Source organism: Streptomyces sp. NBC_00285 (assembly GCF_036174265.1).
Classification (GTDB): Bacteria; Actinomycetota; Actinomycetes; order Streptomycetales; family Streptomycetaceae; genus Streptomyces.
Genome location: NZ_CP108055.1, coordinates 3,613,878 through 3,631,328 on the forward strand (window position 1 = coordinate 3,613,878; position 17,451 = coordinate 3,631,328).

Annotated in this window: 19 protein-coding genes and 1 pseudogene; 12 read left to right on the forward strand and 8 right to left on the reverse strand. The window is 69.3% G+C overall.

The features are described from left to right. Positions 1-108: 108 nt before the first annotated feature. The 5 genes from OHT57_RS16730 to OHT57_RS16750 all read right to left on the reverse strand — a co-directional run bounded on the left by OHT57_RS16730 (position 109) and on the right by OHT57_RS16750 (position 5,818). Positions 109-1,602 carry a terminase large subunit domain-containing protein gene (locus OHT57_RS16730; protein WP_328747208.1) on the reverse strand — a complete coding sequence of 498 codons (1,494 nt, stop codon included), beginning with the start codon at positions 1,600-1,602 and terminating at the stop codon, positions 109-111. Next, positions 1,599-2,132 carry a hypothetical protein gene (locus tag OHT57_RS16735; RefSeq protein WP_328747209.1) on the reverse strand — a complete coding sequence of 178 codons (534 nt, stop codon included), beginning with the start codon at positions 2,130-2,132 and terminating at the stop codon, positions 1,599-1,601. Before OHT57_RS16735 ends, OHT57_RS16730 begins: the two co-directional genes overlap by 4 nt. Before the next feature lie 26 nt (positions 2,133-2,158). Further along, complete coding sequence (locus OHT57_RS16740) at positions 2,159-3,061, reverse strand: ParB N-terminal domain-containing protein (protein WP_328747210.1); 903 nt, start codon at positions 3,059-3,061, stop codon at positions 2,159-2,161. Between the two features lie 2 nt (positions 3,062-3,063). Continuing rightward, positions 3,064-4,398, reverse strand: a complete 1,335-nt coding sequence (locus OHT57_RS16745; protein WP_443053452.1) for a putative antirestriction adenine methyltransferase — start codon at positions 4,396-4,398, stop codon at positions 3,064-3,066. Between the two features lie 187 nt (positions 4,399-4,585). After that, complete coding sequence (locus tag OHT57_RS16750; RefSeq protein ID WP_328747212.1) at positions 4,586-5,818, reverse strand: DUF418 domain-containing protein; 1,233 nt, start codon at positions 5,816-5,818, stop codon at positions 4,586-4,588. 175 nt (positions 5,819-5,993) lie between these two features. Here OHT57_RS16750 and OHT57_RS16755 point away from each other — a divergent pair, with 175 nt between their 5' ends. From OHT57_RS16755 to OHT57_RS16805, 11 genes are all read left to right on the forward strand, one after another. Further along, on the forward strand, positions 5,994-6,659 hold the full coding sequence (locus OHT57_RS16755; protein ID WP_328747213.1) for a response regulator transcription factor: 666 nt from the start codon (positions 5,994-5,996) through the stop codon (positions 6,657-6,659). Beyond that, on the forward strand, positions 6,656-7,768 hold the full coding sequence (locus tag OHT57_RS16760) for a sensor histidine kinase (RefSeq protein WP_328747214.1): 1,113 nt from the start codon (positions 6,656-6,658) through the stop codon (positions 7,766-7,768). Before OHT57_RS16755 ends, OHT57_RS16760 begins: the two co-directional genes overlap by 4 nt. Before the next feature lie 312 nt (positions 7,769-8,080). Continuing rightward, positions 8,081-8,635 carry a class I SAM-dependent methyltransferase gene (locus tag OHT57_RS16765; protein WP_328747215.1) on the forward strand — a complete coding sequence of 185 codons (555 nt, stop codon included), beginning with the start codon at positions 8,081-8,083 and terminating at the stop codon, positions 8,633-8,635. Between the two features lie 258 nt (positions 8,636-8,893). Beyond that, entirely contained in the window at positions 8,894-9,265 is a 372-nt protein-coding gene (locus OHT57_RS16770; RefSeq protein WP_328747216.1) for a BlaI/MecI/CopY family transcriptional regulator, read from the forward strand. Beyond that, a complete protein-coding gene (locus OHT57_RS16775) occupies positions 9,262-10,239 on the forward strand; it encodes a M56 family metallopeptidase (RefSeq protein WP_328747217.1) in 978 nt (325 codons plus the stop codon). The genes OHT57_RS16770 and OHT57_RS16775 overlap by 4 nt, the downstream gene beginning before the upstream one ends. 130 nt (positions 10,240-10,369) lie before the next feature. Further along, positions 10,370-10,576, forward strand: coding sequence for a hypothetical protein (locus tag OHT57_RS16780; protein WP_328747218.1), 207 nt, complete (start codon positions 10,370-10,372; stop codon positions 10,574-10,576). Next, positions 10,573-10,806, forward strand: coding sequence for a hypothetical protein (locus OHT57_RS16785; RefSeq protein WP_328747219.1), 234 nt, complete (start codon positions 10,573-10,575; stop codon positions 10,804-10,806). The genes OHT57_RS16780 and OHT57_RS16785 overlap by 4 nt, the downstream gene beginning before the upstream one ends. Beyond that, positions 10,803-12,737 carry a copper resistance CopC/CopD family protein gene (locus tag OHT57_RS16790; RefSeq protein ID WP_328747220.1) on the forward strand — a complete coding sequence of 645 codons (1,935 nt, stop codon included), beginning with the start codon at positions 10,803-10,805 and terminating at the stop codon, positions 12,735-12,737. The genes OHT57_RS16785 and OHT57_RS16790 overlap by 4 nt, the downstream gene beginning before the upstream one ends. 54 nt (positions 12,738-12,791) lie before the next feature. Then, positions 12,792-13,220 (forward strand): hypothetical protein, encoded by a 429-nt coding sequence (locus tag OHT57_RS16795; protein ID WP_328747221.1) that lies wholly within the window; start codon positions 12,792-12,794, stop codon positions 13,218-13,220. Positions 13,221-13,336: 116 nt separating this feature from the next. After that, on the forward strand, positions 13,337-13,993 hold the full coding sequence (locus tag OHT57_RS16800; RefSeq protein ID WP_328747222.1) for a DUF3105 domain-containing protein: 657 nt from the start codon (positions 13,337-13,339) through the stop codon (positions 13,991-13,993). Beyond that, positions 13,990-14,676 (forward strand): DUF305 domain-containing protein, encoded by a 687-nt coding sequence (locus OHT57_RS16805; RefSeq protein WP_328747224.1) that lies wholly within the window; start codon positions 13,990-13,992, stop codon positions 14,674-14,676. The genes OHT57_RS16800 and OHT57_RS16805 overlap by 4 nt, the downstream gene beginning before the upstream one ends. 135 nt (positions 14,677-14,811) lie before the next feature. On the opposite strand, the gene OHT57_RS16810 is transcribed toward OHT57_RS16805, so the two are convergent. Next, positions 14,812-15,531: a cation transporter gene (locus tag OHT57_RS16810; RefSeq protein ID WP_328747225.1), complete on the reverse strand. Its 720-nt coding sequence runs from the start codon at positions 15,529-15,531 to the stop codon at positions 14,812-14,814. After that, positions 15,531-15,698, reverse strand: a pseudogene (locus OHT57_RS16815) (helix-turn-helix domain-containing protein); the annotation flags it as partial. The gene OHT57_RS16810 and the pseudogene OHT57_RS16815, both read right to left, overlap by 1 nt. A gap of 295 nt (positions 15,699-15,993) precedes the next feature. Between OHT57_RS16815 and OHT57_RS16820 the strand changes: the two are divergent. After that, complete coding sequence (locus OHT57_RS16820; protein WP_328747226.1) at positions 15,994-16,785, forward strand: IS5 family transposase; 792 nt, start codon at positions 15,994-15,996, stop codon at positions 16,783-16,785. On the opposite strand, the gene OHT57_RS16825 is transcribed toward OHT57_RS16820, so the two are convergent. Next, positions 16,742-17,293 (reverse strand): hypothetical protein, encoded by a 552-nt coding sequence (locus tag OHT57_RS16825; protein WP_328747227.1) that lies wholly within the window; start codon positions 17,291-17,293, stop codon positions 16,742-16,744. The two genes, OHT57_RS16820 and OHT57_RS16825, sit on opposite strands and share 44 nt — an antisense overlap. Positions 17,294-17,451 lie beyond the last annotated feature (158 nt).

A 17,451-nucleotide genomic window follows, 5' to 3' on the forward strand; every position in this document is an offset into this window, starting at 1 on the left:
CACCCCGAAAATTCCACGCAATCGACATGGGAATTCTCGACATTCACGCACCCCTGCGAATCGCCGTACCCTACATTCTCAGAACTTCAGATAGAGATACTTTCCCTCTCAACGGCGCCCATTCAGACGTTGGTCGTCGCCATGACGCGGTGGCGGCATCGTCGGATCAAGGAACAGATCCCACAACGCCCACACCGCGCTGTCGAGCAGGTCCGGCGAGTCCTCCGTCTCCCCCTGCCCCACGAACGTCGTCATCTGCTCCTCCAGCTCCGCGAACACCCGCGCCGCCCCCACGTGATGGACACGCACCTGCTCGTACAGCTGAGCGGCCGGGGCCGCCCGAGCCCGCTTCCCTCGCGTCGCATGAACGATTCTCCAGTTCACCGTGGGATCGACCTGCTCCAGCAGCGCAGGCAGGTAGTCACCGCCGTTGTTCGCCTCGATGACCACGCAGTCCGCACGGTGCTCGTGGTACAGCGTCGCGGCCCGCTTCATCGCCTGCGTCGGCGTGTACCGGTCCTGCTCCGCGTGCAGCAGGTACCCGCGGGGCCGCTCGTCCCCGTACATCGACTCCACCGGGAACCCGCGTCCAGCCACGGTGAAGGCGGTCATGTCCGCGTTCTCGTGGGACTTCGTGGCCGGGTCGACGGCGACCACCACCCGCTGCAGGTCCGGCAGATGCTCGGGCCGAGGACGGAACCCCTCGACCTCCAGCATCCACCCCTTCCACAGCGCGCCCTCGACGTCCTCCAGCAACTCTCCGGACAGCTCCTGCCGCCCGAGCCGGGTACCGGCGTACTCCTCCTCCAACTCCTCCCGGGCTGCCGCCGACAGGTTCGCGTCGTTCTCCCGCATGTGCCCGCGGGTAAGCACCACCCGAGGCGGCGCGCCGCCCTCCTGGTGGGCCTTCTCCTGCGTGCGGCCGCGCTCGACGAGCCGCTTCACATGTGGGAGCGGCTTCGGGGTCGTGGAGATGACGACCTGCGGGGTGTCTGCCTCGCGCAGGCAAAACCACAACATGTCGTAGACCTCTTGCGCGGTGTGCCGCGACCAGGCCGCGTACTCGTCGCACCACGCCTTGTCGAACGCCCAGCCGCGCAAGTTGTCCGGCGTCTCTGCGCCGAAGCCACGAATCAGCGTGCCGTTCGTCAGCTTCAGGACCGTGTCGCCGAGCGACGAGTTGTACTTCGCGACCTCCTCCGGCGGGAACACCGACAGCAGCCCCGACTTCGGCGACTCGAAGCAGATGTCCCGCACGAGCGTGGCGTTCCTCGCAATCACCGCGATCTGCGACCCCGGCGTCTGCGCCCACTCGCGTACGGCCTCCGCCGCCGTCCGGGACTTGCCCCAGCCACGGCCGGTGAGCAGCAGCCACACCGTCCACAGCCACAGCGGCTGACGCTGCGCCGCACGGGCATGGTGATGCCGCCACCCCTCATGAGGCAGCCCGTCACAGCCAACCACCTCGCACGCCCACCGCCGCGCCGACAGCTCATCGGCCCGGATCAACTCGACGACCTCGGCTCTGAGTTGATCGTCGGTCATCAGCGACGGGTCCGCGAAGTCCTCGACCATCCGGCGCTTGGCCCGGCCCCGGCTCACTGGGCGCCCTCCGGCAGCCGACGCTCCAACTCCCTACGGAGCTGGAGCATCCGGGCCTGACGCTCCTCGTCCGTCAACGCCTTCACGTCCGCGCCCTGGTCCCGCTCCTCAATCGTCCCGGCCGCCGGTGCCTCGCCCACGGCCCTGCGTTCGATCTCCGCCGCGACCTGGATGTAACGCAGAAGCTCCGACGGCGTCAGCTCCCGAGGGTCCAGCGTCTGGAGCCGCGCCACCGCCTTGCTCTGTACGGCCTGCGCCAACTTCGCGTGCCTGCGCGCGATTTCACGCCGCGCCTGTGCCTGCTCCGCGAGGAACAGCCGGTCCTGTTCCCGGTCGTACGCCATTGCCCGCATCACCCATGCGAACTGCCGCGACCACCGGCCCACCAGCGCGCGAGATTTATCCAACTCCCGTGCCACCTTCGTGACACTCCGCGCCGGACCCAGATCGCGGTACACGGCAAACGCCTCGAACGCCTGGACCGACTCCCCGCTCTGCCGTTCCCAGGACTCCACGGTGCCCTCGGCCACCGTTCACCTCCTGGCCGACGGCCTTCCTAGTTCTGCTGCACGGCCAGGACTTCCAATGCCCGCCACGGCTCGTCGGCCGGCACCGTGCCGTCCTTCACCATCTGGTCGATCGCCGCCCGTACGACGACCGCCGTCTCCACCGGTACGACCCGTGCCCCGAACACTGTCTCCAGCGGCGCCGTCCCCGCCCGGGTCGGCTTCCTGGAGGCCGCGTCGAACCAGCCCTCGGCCAGCTCGGCCAGGTGCCGTTCGAATACAGCGAGGATCACGCCGAGCGCCGTCGCCGAGTTGCCGATCTTGTACGCGGCCCGCGAGGTCTCCAGCGCATCGAGCACCGGCTCGTACTGCTCCAGCCCTGCCACCCACCGCCGGTCCGCCGTCGCCGTCGACCTGGCCGCGTCGAGCGCGGCCTCCGCCCGCTCCAACTCATCGGGCAGGAACATGAACTGCACACTGGCGAAGTCGAGGTTCGCCTCCCCGAGGGACGCAACGTCCACTTTCTCCAGCAGATCCAACGTCTTGTCGTCCAAGCCCGTGTACTGCCGCCACTCCACTGACTCCAGCTCGTCGTAGAGCTCCTTAAGGATCGCCGGATCGTCCTGCCCCGCAATCGCGTTGTGCGAGAGCTGGAGCGCGATCTGCCGTTGGCGGAGCAGCGGCTCGTCGATCTGCATCCACCAGATTTCTGGCAGGCCGGCCTCGATCGCCGCGAGCGTGCGGTGGTTGCCGGACAGAACGACCAGCCGCCCGGACTCGGCGTCGTTCCACACCAGGGGCGTCGAGGTCAAACAGCCGTCGCGCTCGATGTTCGCCACGAGCTGCCGGAATTGCTCGTGCGGCAGGAACCTCGCGTTGACGTCGAGGAGCGTCAGCGTGCGCGGGTCGCCCTGCACCATCTGCGGCGGGGCGAGGCGCGTGGTGTCCTCCATGGTCAGACTCCCGTTTTCGTCGTCCGGGCGCCCCACCGCTTCGCCCATATCTGAAGGGCCTCGGCAAGCGTGTGCTCGCCCATGGCCCCCTGGTACTGGAGCTGGAACTTCCAGCCGTCCTCGTTCGACGGACTGCGCTTGTTCAGCCGCAGCAGCCCGCGGTACTTCATGGAAACCGGGTTGTTGCTGAACGCCGTCGTCGCCACCCGCCGGATACGGCGCGAGAACGCCCGCTGACACAGCAACTGCGCTTCGGCGCTCGTGGCCGCGAGCACGATGAGCTTCGACAGCCGCGGGTAGTCGGTCGGCGCGACCGCGAAGTCCGAGAGCACGTACGCCTCGTCCGGCGTGAACGTGCTCGGGGCCATCGCGAACACACCGAGCAGCCGCCCGCCGCCGTCCCTGACCGCAACAGCCAGGTTCGCCGCGCCGGGAGCGATCCTCGGGTTGAGGTACCGGGAGCGCAGGGCGTTGAACTGGCCCGGCTTCAGCAGCGACAACGTAAGCGGGCCAACCAGTTCATCACCCTCGCGCAGGCGAGGAATCTTCACCGGATCGATCGGCTGGCGCGGGGCGACGATCCTCGTAGGGGCTTCGCTGGCGTACACGTAGAAGGGAGCGGCGCGGGGCGTCGCCTTGATCACGCCGCGCAGGTACGGGTGCAGCTCGGGCACATCGTGGTTGGAGGCGGTCAGCCAGTACGGCCGGTCCGTGATCGCACCGAGCACGCTGACCACATCGTCGTCGGACAGTGGCTTGTACTGCGGGGCGTCCCAGGTGAAGTGGGCTTCCAGCGGCTCATACAGCTTCTCGTAGCCGCCACCGTAGAAGGGGGGAAACGAGCAGACCGGGGCATCGCGTGAGACCTTCTTCAGCCAGGAGCGCACGTCCTCCACCTCGTACGAGGTGAGCTCGATGTCCGAGCGGGACAGCCGCTCGACCGTCTCCGCATGCTTGGTCTTCCACTGATCGCGGTAGGAACGCACCGTCCGCTCATGCCAGAGGCCTTCGCGGCCCACGCTCGCGAGGAACCGTGTGCCGAGCATCATCGTGGCGACCGTGCCGACGCCATCGTCGATTGACTCGGCCAACCAGCCCAGTTGGTCCGCACTGTCTTCCCGCAGGCGGATGCCCACAGGCTGGCCGGTGAGCCACCGCCCAATGGCGGTGGTGTAGATGGACACGTCCGACGAGCGCAGGTTGAAGCCCATGCCGGCCAGGGAGCGTTCGATCGTGAAGTTCCCGCAGCACGGCACATAGACCGGACCCCTTGGCCAACCGGCCGCTGTTTCACGGACGATGGCACGCATGGGGCCTGGAATAGTGCCCTGGAACATCTCGCCTCCTCGTTCGCGACTGCCTCTAACCACCAAGGGCCGGGCCCGGCGGGTGCCAGGCCGAGCCCAGTGGGAACCCAATCCATACCTGTCAAAACAGTATTTCAATAGTGTCACCTATCTCTACCTGTGAACCCCACGCCCTTCTGAAGGCGTGAGGTGTGCTCGCCGTCTTGTCGCCCAGACGTCACTTGATGCGGCGAGCAGGTTGAGTGGTGGCGTGGAGCACGTGCTCCAATGGGCCGCGGCGGAATCGTCGTGTCCAGGCGGTCGCCAGCAACATGGCGATGGCGATGAAGGTGAACAGCGCGGCAAGTGCCGGAAGGGTCTTTTCCTGCATACCTACAGCGCGGATGGCGAGGATGTGCAGGACGTAGGCGGTCAGCGAGACCATTCCGACCGCACAGACGGGGACCATCAACCGCGCGAGGCGCGGCATCCGGTCCATGACTGCGACGCAGGCTGCCACGACGACAAGGGCGACACCCGTGTTGCCGAGGATGGAGAAGGTCGTCTGGCTGTGCGGTGCGGCCACCAGCAGCCAGGCGGCCGGAGTGCCGTCCGTGACGTCGCCGACCGTGTCGGACCACCAGGCCGCGGAGGCCGAACCGCCGTCCGTGGCAGCGGCAACGGTGGTGAGCGCTTGCGGGACGAGATGCAGGGCCAGCCACGAGCCGCCGTAGCCGATAACGGCCAGTGCACCGCCGGTAAGGGCCAGTCGGACTCGGACGCCGCTCCGGGTGAGGTCGAGCCGGGCCAGCGCCATGCCCGCGATCATGAACGGCATCCAGGTGAGTACCGGGTAGTCGCCGGTGAACAGCAGTTCAATGAAGCCGTCCGTGTCGCTGAGGCGGGCCAGTGGATCCCACCGGATGACGGTGTCCGACCAGTTCCCGCCTTCGATCGACTGCCGTACCACGTACAGCATTTGGGGCATGACCAGTGCATCGGCGACGGCGATGATCGCAAGTGTCCGGGCCCGTAGGCGGTACAGCGGGAGGACGGCAAGGAAGGTGAGGCCGTAGAAGGCGAGGATCACTTCGACGTCGGTGCCCAAGGCCGTCAGAGCGAAGCCCAAGGCCATCAGGACGACGGCGCGGATGATGATCCGTCCCACCGCCTGGCGTCCGGCCTGCCCGGTCCGTGGATTCGGGCGGCCAGTGATGATCACGAGCGTGAACCCGGCGAGCACCGCGAAGAGCGCGGAGGGGCGGCCGCGCGCCAACTCCTGCAGGAACCCCAGCGGTCCGCCCACAGATGGCTCCGGTCCGACGTGGGCGGCGTACATACCGAAGACCGCGAGTCCACGGGCCAGGTCAATACCCACCAGGCGTGCTGTAGATGGCGTAGGAGAGGCGGTGTGAGGTCGGTCCGTCTCCACGGAGATGCGAGACGGGGCCGACGTCGTGTCGTGTGTCATGCGTTTCAGGGTCGGTGCACACGGGCGGCAGGCCCATCCGGCGAGTGGCCACAGTTGCCCCGTCAACCGGCTGGAGCCGCTCCGTCACATGGCGGGAACCGGCACGGAGAACCCCGAGGGCGGTCCCGGGCGTGGTAGGAATCGGGCGGCGGTCCCAAAGCGAGGGGGGACGCGAATGATCCGGGTATTGGTGGTCGATGACGAGGCCCTGATCCGTATGGGCTTCCGGCATATCCTTGACGCCGCGGACGACATCGAGGTGGTGGAGGCGGTCCCTGGCGGCCAGGCGGTACGCGCGGTAAGGGAGTTGGATCCCGATGTCGTGCTGCTCGACATCCGGATGCCGGACGTGGACGGGCTCACCGTCCTGGCCGACCTGCGCCGGCTTCCGCGGCCGCCCGTAGTGGCCATGCTCACGACGTTCAGCATGGACGAGTACGTGGCGACCGCGCTGCGCTCGGGAGCCGCCGGTTTCCTGCTCAAGGACACCGACCCCGACCAACTGCCGCATCTCGTACGCGCCTTGGCCGGAGGCGGCGTCGTGCTCTCGTCCAAGGTCACCCACACCGTCGTAGACGGCTACCTGCGCAACGGCCCGCAGGAACCAGCCGCCCGCAGCATCGACCGCCTGTCCGAACGCGAGCGCACCGTCCTCGTCCTCATCTCCGAAGGGCTGTCCAACAACGACATCAGCAGGCGGATGCACCTGAGCATCGGCACCGTCAAGGACCATGTGAGCGCCCTCCTCACCAAGCTGGGGGTGGGCAGCCGCGTCCAGGCCGCCCTGCTCGCCGAACGCGCCGGCCTCCTCAGGCCACCAGGACACCCGGAGGGCGGATGAAACTCCGCAGGCCGCCTGCCCCGCTGTTGGACGCCGCGCTCATTGCAGCCTCGCTGCTTGACGTCTGGGTGCAGGTCGACACCGACGACCGGCCGGCCCTGGCCTGCGCCTTGCTTGCCGCCTTCGCGCTCACACTGCGCCGCCGCTTGGCGCTGGTCACCTTCCTGCTCACCCTGCCGACCACTCTGGTCACCGACTCGGTGTTCGCCACCCTGGCCGCGCTGTACACCCTGGCGTCCCTTGACCGGCGTCGCAGCCTGCTGGCCGTCTGCGCCGTGGCGTTCACGGTCGGCGACACCACCGAGTGGTCGTGGCCGTCCCCGGCGTTCGTGCACCTGTCGGACTCATCGGACCTGATCACGGTGACCTATAGCCTGGCGACTGCGGCCGCACCCGTCTTCCTCGGCCAACTCACCCAGGCCCGACGAGAGTTGTCGCTGCGCCTCACGGAGGTATCAGAGGCACGCGAGCACGAGCAACGGATGCTGGCCCAGAGCGTGCTGGCGCAGGAACGCACCCGCCTCGCCCGGGAGATGCACGACGCCGTCTCCCATCAGGTCAGCCTGATCGCCGTGCGCGCCGGAGCACTCCAGGTGGGCAGCCGGGACCCGGCGACGAAGGACGCCGCGGCCACAATCCGCCGGCTCAGCGTGGAGACACTGGACGAACTGCGGCACATGGTCGGCGTGCTGCGAGCCGCCGGAAGCGGCCCGACAGAGCTCACACCTCAGCCATCCCTCGCCGACCTCCAGCGGCTGGTAGACACCAGCGGCATCGAAGCCGATCTGCACGCGGATCTGCCCGACGACCTTTCACCGCCCGTCCAGCGCGCCGTCTACCGCACGGTCCAGGAAGCCCTGACCAACGTGCGCAAACACGCCCCCGGCGCCAGAGCCACCCTCCACATCCACCAGCGGGACAGCACGGTCCACGCCACCGTCACCAACACGGCCCCAAACCGCCCCGCCCTCCCTCTGCCCGGCGCCCACCACGGCCTCATCGGTCTGCGCCAGCGCGCCGAACTCCTCGGTGGCACCATCACCGCCGGCCCAACGTCCGACGGCGGATACGAACTCCACCTGGAACTCCGGGTCGCCGGTGTGCCGTGACGCACTCCGGGTGGCCCCGGCAGGAGCGCACGGAGATCTCCGGCTGAGCCGGCTGGCGATGGGACCTTGGTCTCCAGTTCCCGGAATTCGCCTCTCAGGTCTGCGCAGTGATACGCCGATGGTGGTCAGCGAGTGCTTCGTTGCAGCCGCGGACCCCGGTAACCCCACGCCCCAGGCCGGGAACGTGTCTCCGCCAACCGACCTCGCAGACGTCCCAACCCACGGATAGGCACTCCTCATGCCCACCACCGGCGACAACCACCAGCGGCTACGCCGCTACTGGGACAAGCACGCCCCTCCTACGACCGCCAGATGCGCTTCTTCGACCGGGTGCTGTTCGGCGACAGCCGGACCCGGACCTGCTCCCAGGCGACCGGGACGGTCCTGGAGATCGCCGTCGGCACCGGCCTCAATCTCCCCCTCTATCCCGCCGACACCCGGCTCACCGGGATCGACTGGAGCCCGGCCATGCTGGATCACGCCTGCCACCGCGCCGACCAGCTCCAGCTCACCGTCGAACTCATCGAGGCCGACGCCCACGCCCTGTCCTTCCCCGACGCCTCCTTCGACACCGTGGTGTGCACCTTCTCGCTGTGCGCCATCCCCGACGACCGGCAGGCAGTGGCCGAGATGATCCGCGTGCTGCGCCCTGGCGGTCGCCTGCTGCTTCTGGACCACGTCATCAGCTCGGGCTGGCCCACCCGCATCCTCCAACGACTGTTGGACCTCGTCACCGTGCCGCTCGGCGGTGAACACCTGTGCCGCCGCCCCCTGGTACACGTCCGGGCCGCGGGCCTGGAGATCGAAGAGCGTGACCGGTCCAAACTCGGCATCGTCGAACGCGTCGCCGCCCGCAAACCCGCCTGAGCGACAAGCCAGCCCCACACGTCTCCGATGACCGTGCAGACGGTGACGGGCTCATCGCCGGAGCAGTCATAGGCTCGTTCACGAGTGTCGGTGAGGGGCTCCCGAAGGGCGAGGAGTTCGTCGATGGGCGGCATCGATCTCGGTGCCGCCGACGTCGAACAGATCGCGCACCGTGGCGCACGACGGGGCCGCCTCAGCGAGAGCGACACCTAGGCGGCTTAGGATAAGCATGGCGTGTCGGCGCAGCGAGGAGGATGGATGACCCAGTTCGGCGAGTTGGAGGCCGCGATCATGGACGCGGTGTGGTCCGCGGGTCGGCCGCTGCGCGTACGCGAGGTGCTTGAGCGTCTGGACCGCGATCCCGAGCCCGCGTACAACACCGTGCACACAGTCACCGAGATCCTCTATCGCAAGAGCTGGCTGTCGAAGGAGAAGGACGGCCGGGCCTACAAGTACGGCGCCACCAGGAGCCGCGAGGAGTACGTCGCCGGGCTGATGGGCGAGGCCCTTGCCGTGGCCGCGGACCGTACCGCGACGCTGGCCCGCTTCGTGCAGCAGATGCAACCCGGCGAGGCCGAGGAGTTGCACCGCCTGCTCGGGCAGGCCGTGGCCGGGGAGGCGTCGAAGTGATCGTCGCCGCCGTCCTGTTCACGTACGCCATCCTGCTGAGCACACTGACGCCGCGACTGCTGCGCGGGGCGCACTGGACCGAGCGGGCCCCGCGCCTGGGCATCGTGGTCTGGCAGGCACTGGGCGTCTCGGCGCTCACCGCCGCCGCGCTGGCCGGCCTCGCACTGACCGTGCCCACGGTCCGTGTCAGCGCCGACCTCGCCGAGTTGCTGCAGGCGTGCGTGATGGCGCTGACGGCGCAGTACGCCTCCCCCGGCGGGGCGGCCGCAGGCGCGGCCGGAGCCGTGCTGACCCTCGCGGTGCTCGGGCGTACGGCCTGGTGCGTCGGGCACTCGGCGGTGCGAATCCGCCGCGCCCGACGCGAGCACCGCGAAGTCCTCGACATGGTCGGGCGGCCGGACACGACTCGCGGCATCGTCGTTCTCGACCACGAGGAACCTGCCGCCTACTGCTTGCCCGGACGCCACCGTCGTACGGTGATCACGACCGGCGCCCTCCGCGTCCTCGACGACGACCAGCTTGAGGCCGTCCTCACCCACGAGCGCACCCATCAGGCCGAGCGCCACGACGCCGTACTCGCCTGGGCACAGGCGCTGACCCACGCCTTCCCCCGTGTCCCGCTGTTCCGCACCGCCGAGGCCGAAATCGCGCGGCTGGTGGAGATGCGCGCTGACGACATGGCCGCCGCCCGTTCCGGACGCCTGACCACGGCCGCCGCCCTTCTGGCGGTCGCCGGCGGGCGAGCCCCAGCGGTGGCGCTCGCGGCGGGAGGCTCGACCGCTTCCCGTCGGGTGCGCCGCCTCATCGAGCCGTGCCGCCCGCTCAGCCGACTGCGCATCGTGGCTGGTTCGCTCACGGCGGCCGTTGCGCTCGCGGTGCCGCTGCTGGTCGTCGGCGGCCCCGCAGCGGCTGCAACCCAGTCGAACTACTGCCCGAACGGCACCCCGGCCGACCAGGTCACCATGATGCGCTGACTGTCCGCTCACCACCCAATCGGGCGCTACTGCATGCTCCTGGCTGGACGTCGCACCATATAGAACCTAATCTCCTTAGGAGCTAAGGTTGCCGGTAACCGCAGAAGCTCGTCGGCAAAGGACCCTCGCCATGGAAAACCTGCTCTACATACTCCCCGCGCTTGCGTGCCCGGTCGGCATGGGCCTGATGATGTGGTTCATGATGCGCCCCCACCACGGCGCGCAAACAGGCCCCAGCGCAGACCGCCAGGAGCTGGCCCGCCTGCGCAAGGAGATCGATGCTCTCCGCGGCGAGCAGGTGTCCGGCACCGCCGCCCCGCAGGACCGGCCGATATGACGGGCATCTGGCTACCGCTCACCGCGACCGTGCTCGCTGCGGCCCTGACCTGGTGGTGCTGTGTACGGCTCATGGTCAAGAACCGCGCCTGCCACGGCGTCCAGGCAGACGCCGGTGACCCCGAACTCCAGGAGGAGCTGCGGCACGCCCGCGAGGAGGTCCGACGGTTGCGCGAGCCGGCCACCCCGCCTGCTGCCCCCGCCCATCGACCGGAGATCCTCGACAGGTGACCTCTTTCGCACCAACGGTCCGGCGCTCCGTCGTCGCGATCGGCTCGTTCGTCTCGCTCGTCCTGGCCCTGCTACTGGGTGCCGCCGCGCCCGCGTCCGCGCACGCCACCCTGCTGTTCACCAGCCCTGCTGCGGACGCCACTGTCGCCGACTCGCCGAAGTCGCTGGTCCTGGTCTTCGACCAGCCGGTCAGTCTGCGCGGGACCTCCGTGCGCTTGGAGCCTTCGGCCCGCCTGGGAACTGCTGCGCTCAGCCGGGGCAACCAAGCGGTCACCGTCCCCGTCAGCACCACCCTTGCCGAGGGCGTGCACACCGTCGACTGGCAGGTCACCGCGCGTGACGGCGACATCATGACCGGCGATTACCAATTCGCGGTCGGCCCCCGCACCGTCGCCCTCGCATCCGGCCAGACGACGGCCGCGAAGGACGCCGTCCCCACCACCGTCCTGCGTTGGCTGCTGTTCGCGGCTCTGGCGATCGTGCTCGGTGAGGCGGCAGGCCGACGCCTCACCGTCCGCGTCCCCGCCACTCCTGCCCGGCGCCCACACTCCTGGGCCCTGTCCGTCACGTTGGTCGGCACCGCCGCCGCGCTCGCGCTGACCAGCCTCCAACTCGGGGACGGCTCGCTCTCCTCCCTCACCAGCACACGGCCCGGCGTCCTGTCCTTGATCGAGGTCGCGGGCTTCGCCGTTGCCGCCGTAGCCTTGCTGGCGCGGCACCGGGCGTGGGCGGTCACCTCGCTCGGCGCCGTCCTGGTCGCCGAGGCGCTGCGCGCCCACCCGCAGGCCGAGCAGTCGGTCGTAGGCCCGCTGCTGACGTTCGTCCACCTCACGGCCGCCGCCCTGTGGGCCGGAACCCTTCTGCACGTGCTGCGGACACTGGCCGCGTGGCGCGGCGAACACTCCCCCAGTCGCACGCTCCTCCTCGCCTACGCGCGGCTCGCCGCATGGCTGTTCACCGCCGTGGTGGTCAGCGGGCTGATCTCCGCGCTGCTCCTCGTGCCGCTCGGCGATCTCGCCACCACCACGTATGGGCAGGTCCTGCTCATCAAGATCGCCTTGGTCGCCGTCGTCGCGGGACTGGCCCTCGCCGCCCGCCGTCGTCTGCGCCGCGCCGGGAGGGGCTCGCCGCGGCACCCGGCCCGTGCCGAGAACGGCCTGCTCGCCGTCGTCCTGGCGTTGTCCACCACCCTTACCGTGCTGTCCGTCCCCGCCGACGCCGACCGGTCCCTCCCTTTCGCGCCACCGCTGGACGGGCCCGTCGTGCCCGCTGGCACTCGCGCCGGGGAGATCGGCATCAGCGCCCGCGCAGCGGCCAGTCAGCTCGTCATCGACCTGACCGCGCCCCAGATCGGCGGCAGCGAGAAGCAGTCGTACGGCCTGAAGGCCACGCTCGCCGACCCACGCGGCACCCGCCGGGCACTGAAGCTCCGCGGCTGCGGCACCGGCTGCTTCTACACGCCGGTGACCTGGCGAAACGGCACCAGCCGTCTCACCCTCACCGCCTCCGCGGGAGACGAATGGGCCGGCGGCCGCGCGGGCCTCGCCGTCATCTGGCCACCCCGCCCCGACTCTGCGCTGCTGCGGGAGGCGGTCGCCGCAATGCGGAAGACCCCGAGCTTCACTCTGCACGAGTTGGTCACCAGCAACACCGCCCTCGGCCTCGGCGACCTCAAGCAACTCCCCCTCACCGGCAAGGAGTTCCTCGCCTCAGAGCCGTACGGCAGCGGCATCGCCCCCGTGATCACCCGCCTGCCCGTCGAGAACGGCCACCGCCGCCTCGCCCTGGCCTATCCCGCCGAGCACACCCAGCTCGACCTCACCCTCGACGCGGACGGCCGGATTCTCCACGAGGCGCTGACCGCTCCGAACCACCTTGTCACCCGCACCTTCGTCTACCCCAAACCGGACGAGGGCGGCCATGACCACTGAGAGTCCGGGCGAAGGCCACGGCTCGCCCACAGGAACCGCCTAATATCAACAGCGATGGGGAGCCGGACACAACACACGACCCGCGGAGCGTGGCAGACCACGCGGATCGCGGCGCTCCGCCCTGCCCTGATCACACTGCTTGCCGCACTGATGTTCTGCCTGGGGTACGCAGCCCACGACCACAGCGACCCGGCTGCCGCCCCCATGGCCACCGTGTCCGCCGCCACGAACCCGGCGGGCACCCCGGCCACCCACCGCACGACGACAGCCGCCCACCCGGCCGACTGCCCGGCCGGCAACGTCTGCTGCCGACAGACCATCGACGGTGCACAAGCCGTGCTGGCGGCGCCCGCCCAGCCGCAGCCGGCGGTCCTGTCCCGTATGCCCAGCCTTACCAGGCCGGACACGGCCTCGCGCGCCGCCGAGCCGACCCCGATCTGTCGCGCTCCCGACCTCCACATCCTCCAGGTGCAACGGACGTAGACGAATGCCACGCCGTCGTGCGCTCGCACGTACGGTCCGGCGACATTCGTCCATCCACCCCCTGCACCCACCGCCGCCCGACAACACCGCGTGGCGGGGACGAGGACCACACAGTCATGAGCAAGACCAGCAAGAAGGCGGCCTCCGCCGACCGCAAGGCCCGTATAGCGGAGATGCGCCGCGCCGAGCAGGCTCGCGAGCGCCGCAACCGCATCATCACCATCACGATCAGCACGGTCATAGTCGCCGGGCTGGTCGGCTGGGGTGCGTACGCGATCAACGGTGCCAACGACAAGAAGGACCAGAGGGCCGTCGCGGCGAAGAAGACCGTCCAGGGCGAGAAGACCTGGGACGCCAAGAAGCTCGGCCGCACCCATGTCCAGGGCACCGTCAAGTACCCGATGAACCCACCGGTCGGCGGCAACCACAACCAGGCGTGGATGACCTGCGACGGCAACGTCTACACCAAGGCCATAGCCAACGAGAACGCCGTGCACTCCATGGAGCACGGCGCGGTCTGGGTGACATACAACGACAAGGCCACCGCCGCCGACGTCAAGACGCTGGGCGACAAGGTCACCAAGACGCCCTACACCCTGATGAGCCCGGACAAGACCCAGTCCGGGACGATCACGCTGTCGGCCTGGGGCCACCAGCTCAGCGTGAACCAGGCGTCCGATCCCAGGGTCGAGCAGTTCCTCACCAAGTACGTCCAGGGCGCACAGACGCCAGAGCCTGGCGCCGCCTGCACGGGGGGCCTGACCGCCTCATGAGGGACACGACTGTGGCGGCACCGGACGTGACGGACTCCGGCGGCCCGCCCACCCGCAAGCCGTCCCTCGTCCCGTGGGCTGTCGCCGTGGCAGCCCTGGTCGCCCTCGGCCTGATCCTCTGGCTCGTGGCCGTTCACGGCGACAAGGACACATCCAACATGCCCACCGTCGCCTCCTCCGACGCCGGCTTCGCCCGCGACATGACCGTCCACCACCAGCAGGCCGTCGAGCTGTCCTTCATCGTCCGCGACCGCACCGGCAACGAGGACGTACGCCGTCTCGCGTACGACATCGCGCAGACCCAGGCCAACCAACGCGGCATGATGCTGGGCTGGCTGGACCTCTGGGGGCTGCCGAAGACGTCGGCCGACGGCTACATGACGTGGATGAAGGGCGACGGCCACATGGGACATCAGATCAAAGACGGCTCCCTCATGCCCGGCATGGCCACCAACAGCGAACTCGATCAGCTCCGCAAGGCCGGTGGCGAGCAGGCGGAGATCCTTTACCTCCAGTTGCTGACCGACCACCACATGGGCGGAATCACCATGGCCCGCGCCTGCGCCGACCAGTGCACGGTCCCGCAGGAGCGCAAGCTGGCCCAGGGCATGGTCGAGGCCCAGCAGTCGGAGATGCAACTCATGGCCGACATGCTCACGGAACGCGGCTCGGCACTCCGCTGATACGACCGTCCATCACGACCTGAGCGGGGCGGCGCCGATCCAGCCACCGGGAGCGCCGACCCCCCTCAGGAAGTGAATGACGGCGGCAACAGCAGAGTCAGTGGCGATCGGGCCAAGCCTGTCGCCGCCGTTCGCCTACGTCGCCGAGGCACAGCACGAGCAGCCGAGACCGCAGCCGCAGCCGCCCTGTTCGGCTTCCGCATGCCCTGCGGTGCTCATGGGGACCGCACAGCATGCGTCGCCACGCCAGGCCTCGCGGCCTTCCTTGAGCGCAACGGCGGCGATCACCAGGGCGGCGATCGGATCAACCCAGCCCCAGCCCAGCAGGGAGTTGGCAAGCAGACCGGCGAGGAGAACAGCCGAGAGGTAGGTGCACAACAGGGTCTGCTTGGAGTCGGCCACCGCCGAGGCAGAGCCGAGTGCGCGGCCTGCGAGGCGCTGGGCAGCGGACAGGAAGGGCATGATCGCCAGGGAGAGAGCCGCCAGGAGGATTCCCGGGGTGGAGTGCCGGGCCTCGCCGGTTCCGGTCAGGGCGCGGATGGAGTCGATCGTGACGTAGGCGGCGAGGGCGAAGAAGGAGAGCGCGATGATGCGCAGGGCGGTCTTCTCGCGGGCCTCGCGTACGGCGCGGTCGGCGGCGGAGAACTGCCAGGCCACGGCCGCCGCGGAGGAGACCTCGATGACCGAGTCCAGGCCGAAGCCGATGAGGGCGGTGGAGGAGGCGAGGGTGCCGGCGGTGATGGCGACGATCGCTTCGATGACGTTGTAGGTGATGCTGACGGCGACCAGCAGGCGTATGCGCCGGGTGAGCTGGGCGCGACGGGTCGGGGTGGGGCCGAGGGCGATCGTCGTCATCAGCAGCAGCCATTCTCGTCGGCGTCCACGCAGGTGCGGTCTGCCTCGATCGCGAGGACAGCGCCGAGCAGGTCGTCGAGGGCGTGGCCGAGGCGGGCGTCGGCCAGCTCGTAGCGCACGCGACGGCCTTCGGGGACGGCGACGACGATGCCGCAGTCGCGCAGGCAGTGTCGAGCGCAGAGTAGATGTCAGTGAGAAGCTGTTGTCTTTTCGATCTTGAGAGATGTGTGTCGAACGGGAGTCCCGATCGGGTGGTCGTGGGGCGCCAGGGGCATACGGACAGGGCCTCCTGAACAGCTCGTTGGTGTCGAATCACCGAGCAGCAGGAGGCCCCTGATGCAGCAGTCTTCCGTGCCGACGGCCGGGCAGTCCAGTGTGGTCACCTGGGAGTGTGACTGTCTGGCTCACCGGTTCGGAAACGCCGCCGACAACGGGACGCGGAAGCCTCGTTATCCGACGGACATGACGGACACGGAGTGGGCGGCCGTCCGGCCGTTGCTGCCGTTGCCTGGCTGGATGCGTGGTCGCGGCGGGCGGCCGGAGGCGTACTGCCACCGGGCTGTACTCGATGCGATCCGGTATCTCGTGGACAACGGGATCAAGTGGCGGGCGATGCCTGCCGACTTCCCTCCGTGGGACCGCATCTACGCATTCTTCCGCCGCTGGCGCGACAACTTGCTGGTCAAGGAGTTCCACGACCGGTTGCGTGTGAGGGTCCGCGAGGAGCTGGGGCGGGATGCGGAGCCGACGGCCGCGGTGATCGACTCGCAGTCCGTCAAAGCGGACGCCGTGGTCGGCGCGGACAGCCGGGGCTTCGACGGCGGCAAGCTGGTCAACGGGCGCAAGCGGCATGTCGTGGTCGACACGCTCGGCCTGCTGCTGGGGGTGATGGTCACCGCCGCGGACACCGGAGACCGCATCGCCGCCCAGGTGCTGCTCAGGCAGGTCGCCGACGTGCACCACCGCCTCGAGCTGGTCTGGGCCGATGGCGGTTACACCGGCAGCCTCGTCGAGTACTGCCTGGCCAGGCTCGCGCTGGTCCTGGCGATCGTGAAACGCAGCGACGACATGCGCGGCTTCGTGGTACTGCCCAAGCGGTGGATCGTCGAGCGTCTCTTCGCCCACCTGATGCGAAGCCGCCGTCTGGTGCGCGACTTCGAGCGGCGCACCACCAGCACCGAGGCGATGGTCTACTGGTCGATGGCCCTGCTCATGACACGCCGCCTTGCCCGGTCACACCCTGGGCAAGAGTGAACCGGCCCGGCTGCCGCTCGGCCAGCCAGCCCCGCGCGACCAGGCGCTTCGCCTTCGACCGTAGCGCCTCCACCCGCGCCGGCACCACATCCATGCCGAACGCCGCGGCCATCTCCTGGCAGGTCAGCGGCCCTTGATGGAGCCGGGCCCGGTCCGCGAGCGCCCGCAGAATCCGCTGGTAGTCCACCGACAGCACCGACCAGGCCAGCCCCTCACACCACATCGGAACCTGCGACTTCGTCTTCGCTGCCTCCGGCACCCGCGGCGTCTTTCCGGACTGCTCCTCAGCGGCCGGCACGGTCCCCTCGGCCCGGGCGGGGTCCTGCCCGCTCTCGTCCGCCGGGGCCAGCACTTCGCCGACCCGCGAGCAGGCGATGGCCCACTCCTTCCATTCCCGCTCGGCCACGGCCAACTCTGCCTGGACGCGGTCGGCTTCCTCCCGCAGCTCGTCAACACGACGGCGAGCACCCAGCTCACGTTGTTCCAACAGCCCAACCACCGACGGCATCCACGACCTCCCGGGCAGCGACAGCACACCAGGCCACAACTCCCACGGGATCGCCGACCCTATGCCCGACCAGCGGAAACGCAGTCCTCACGCCCGGAAAGACAACAGCTTCTGAGACGCAGAGACATGTCAGTGGCCGCCGTTGGGACTGCCCGTGC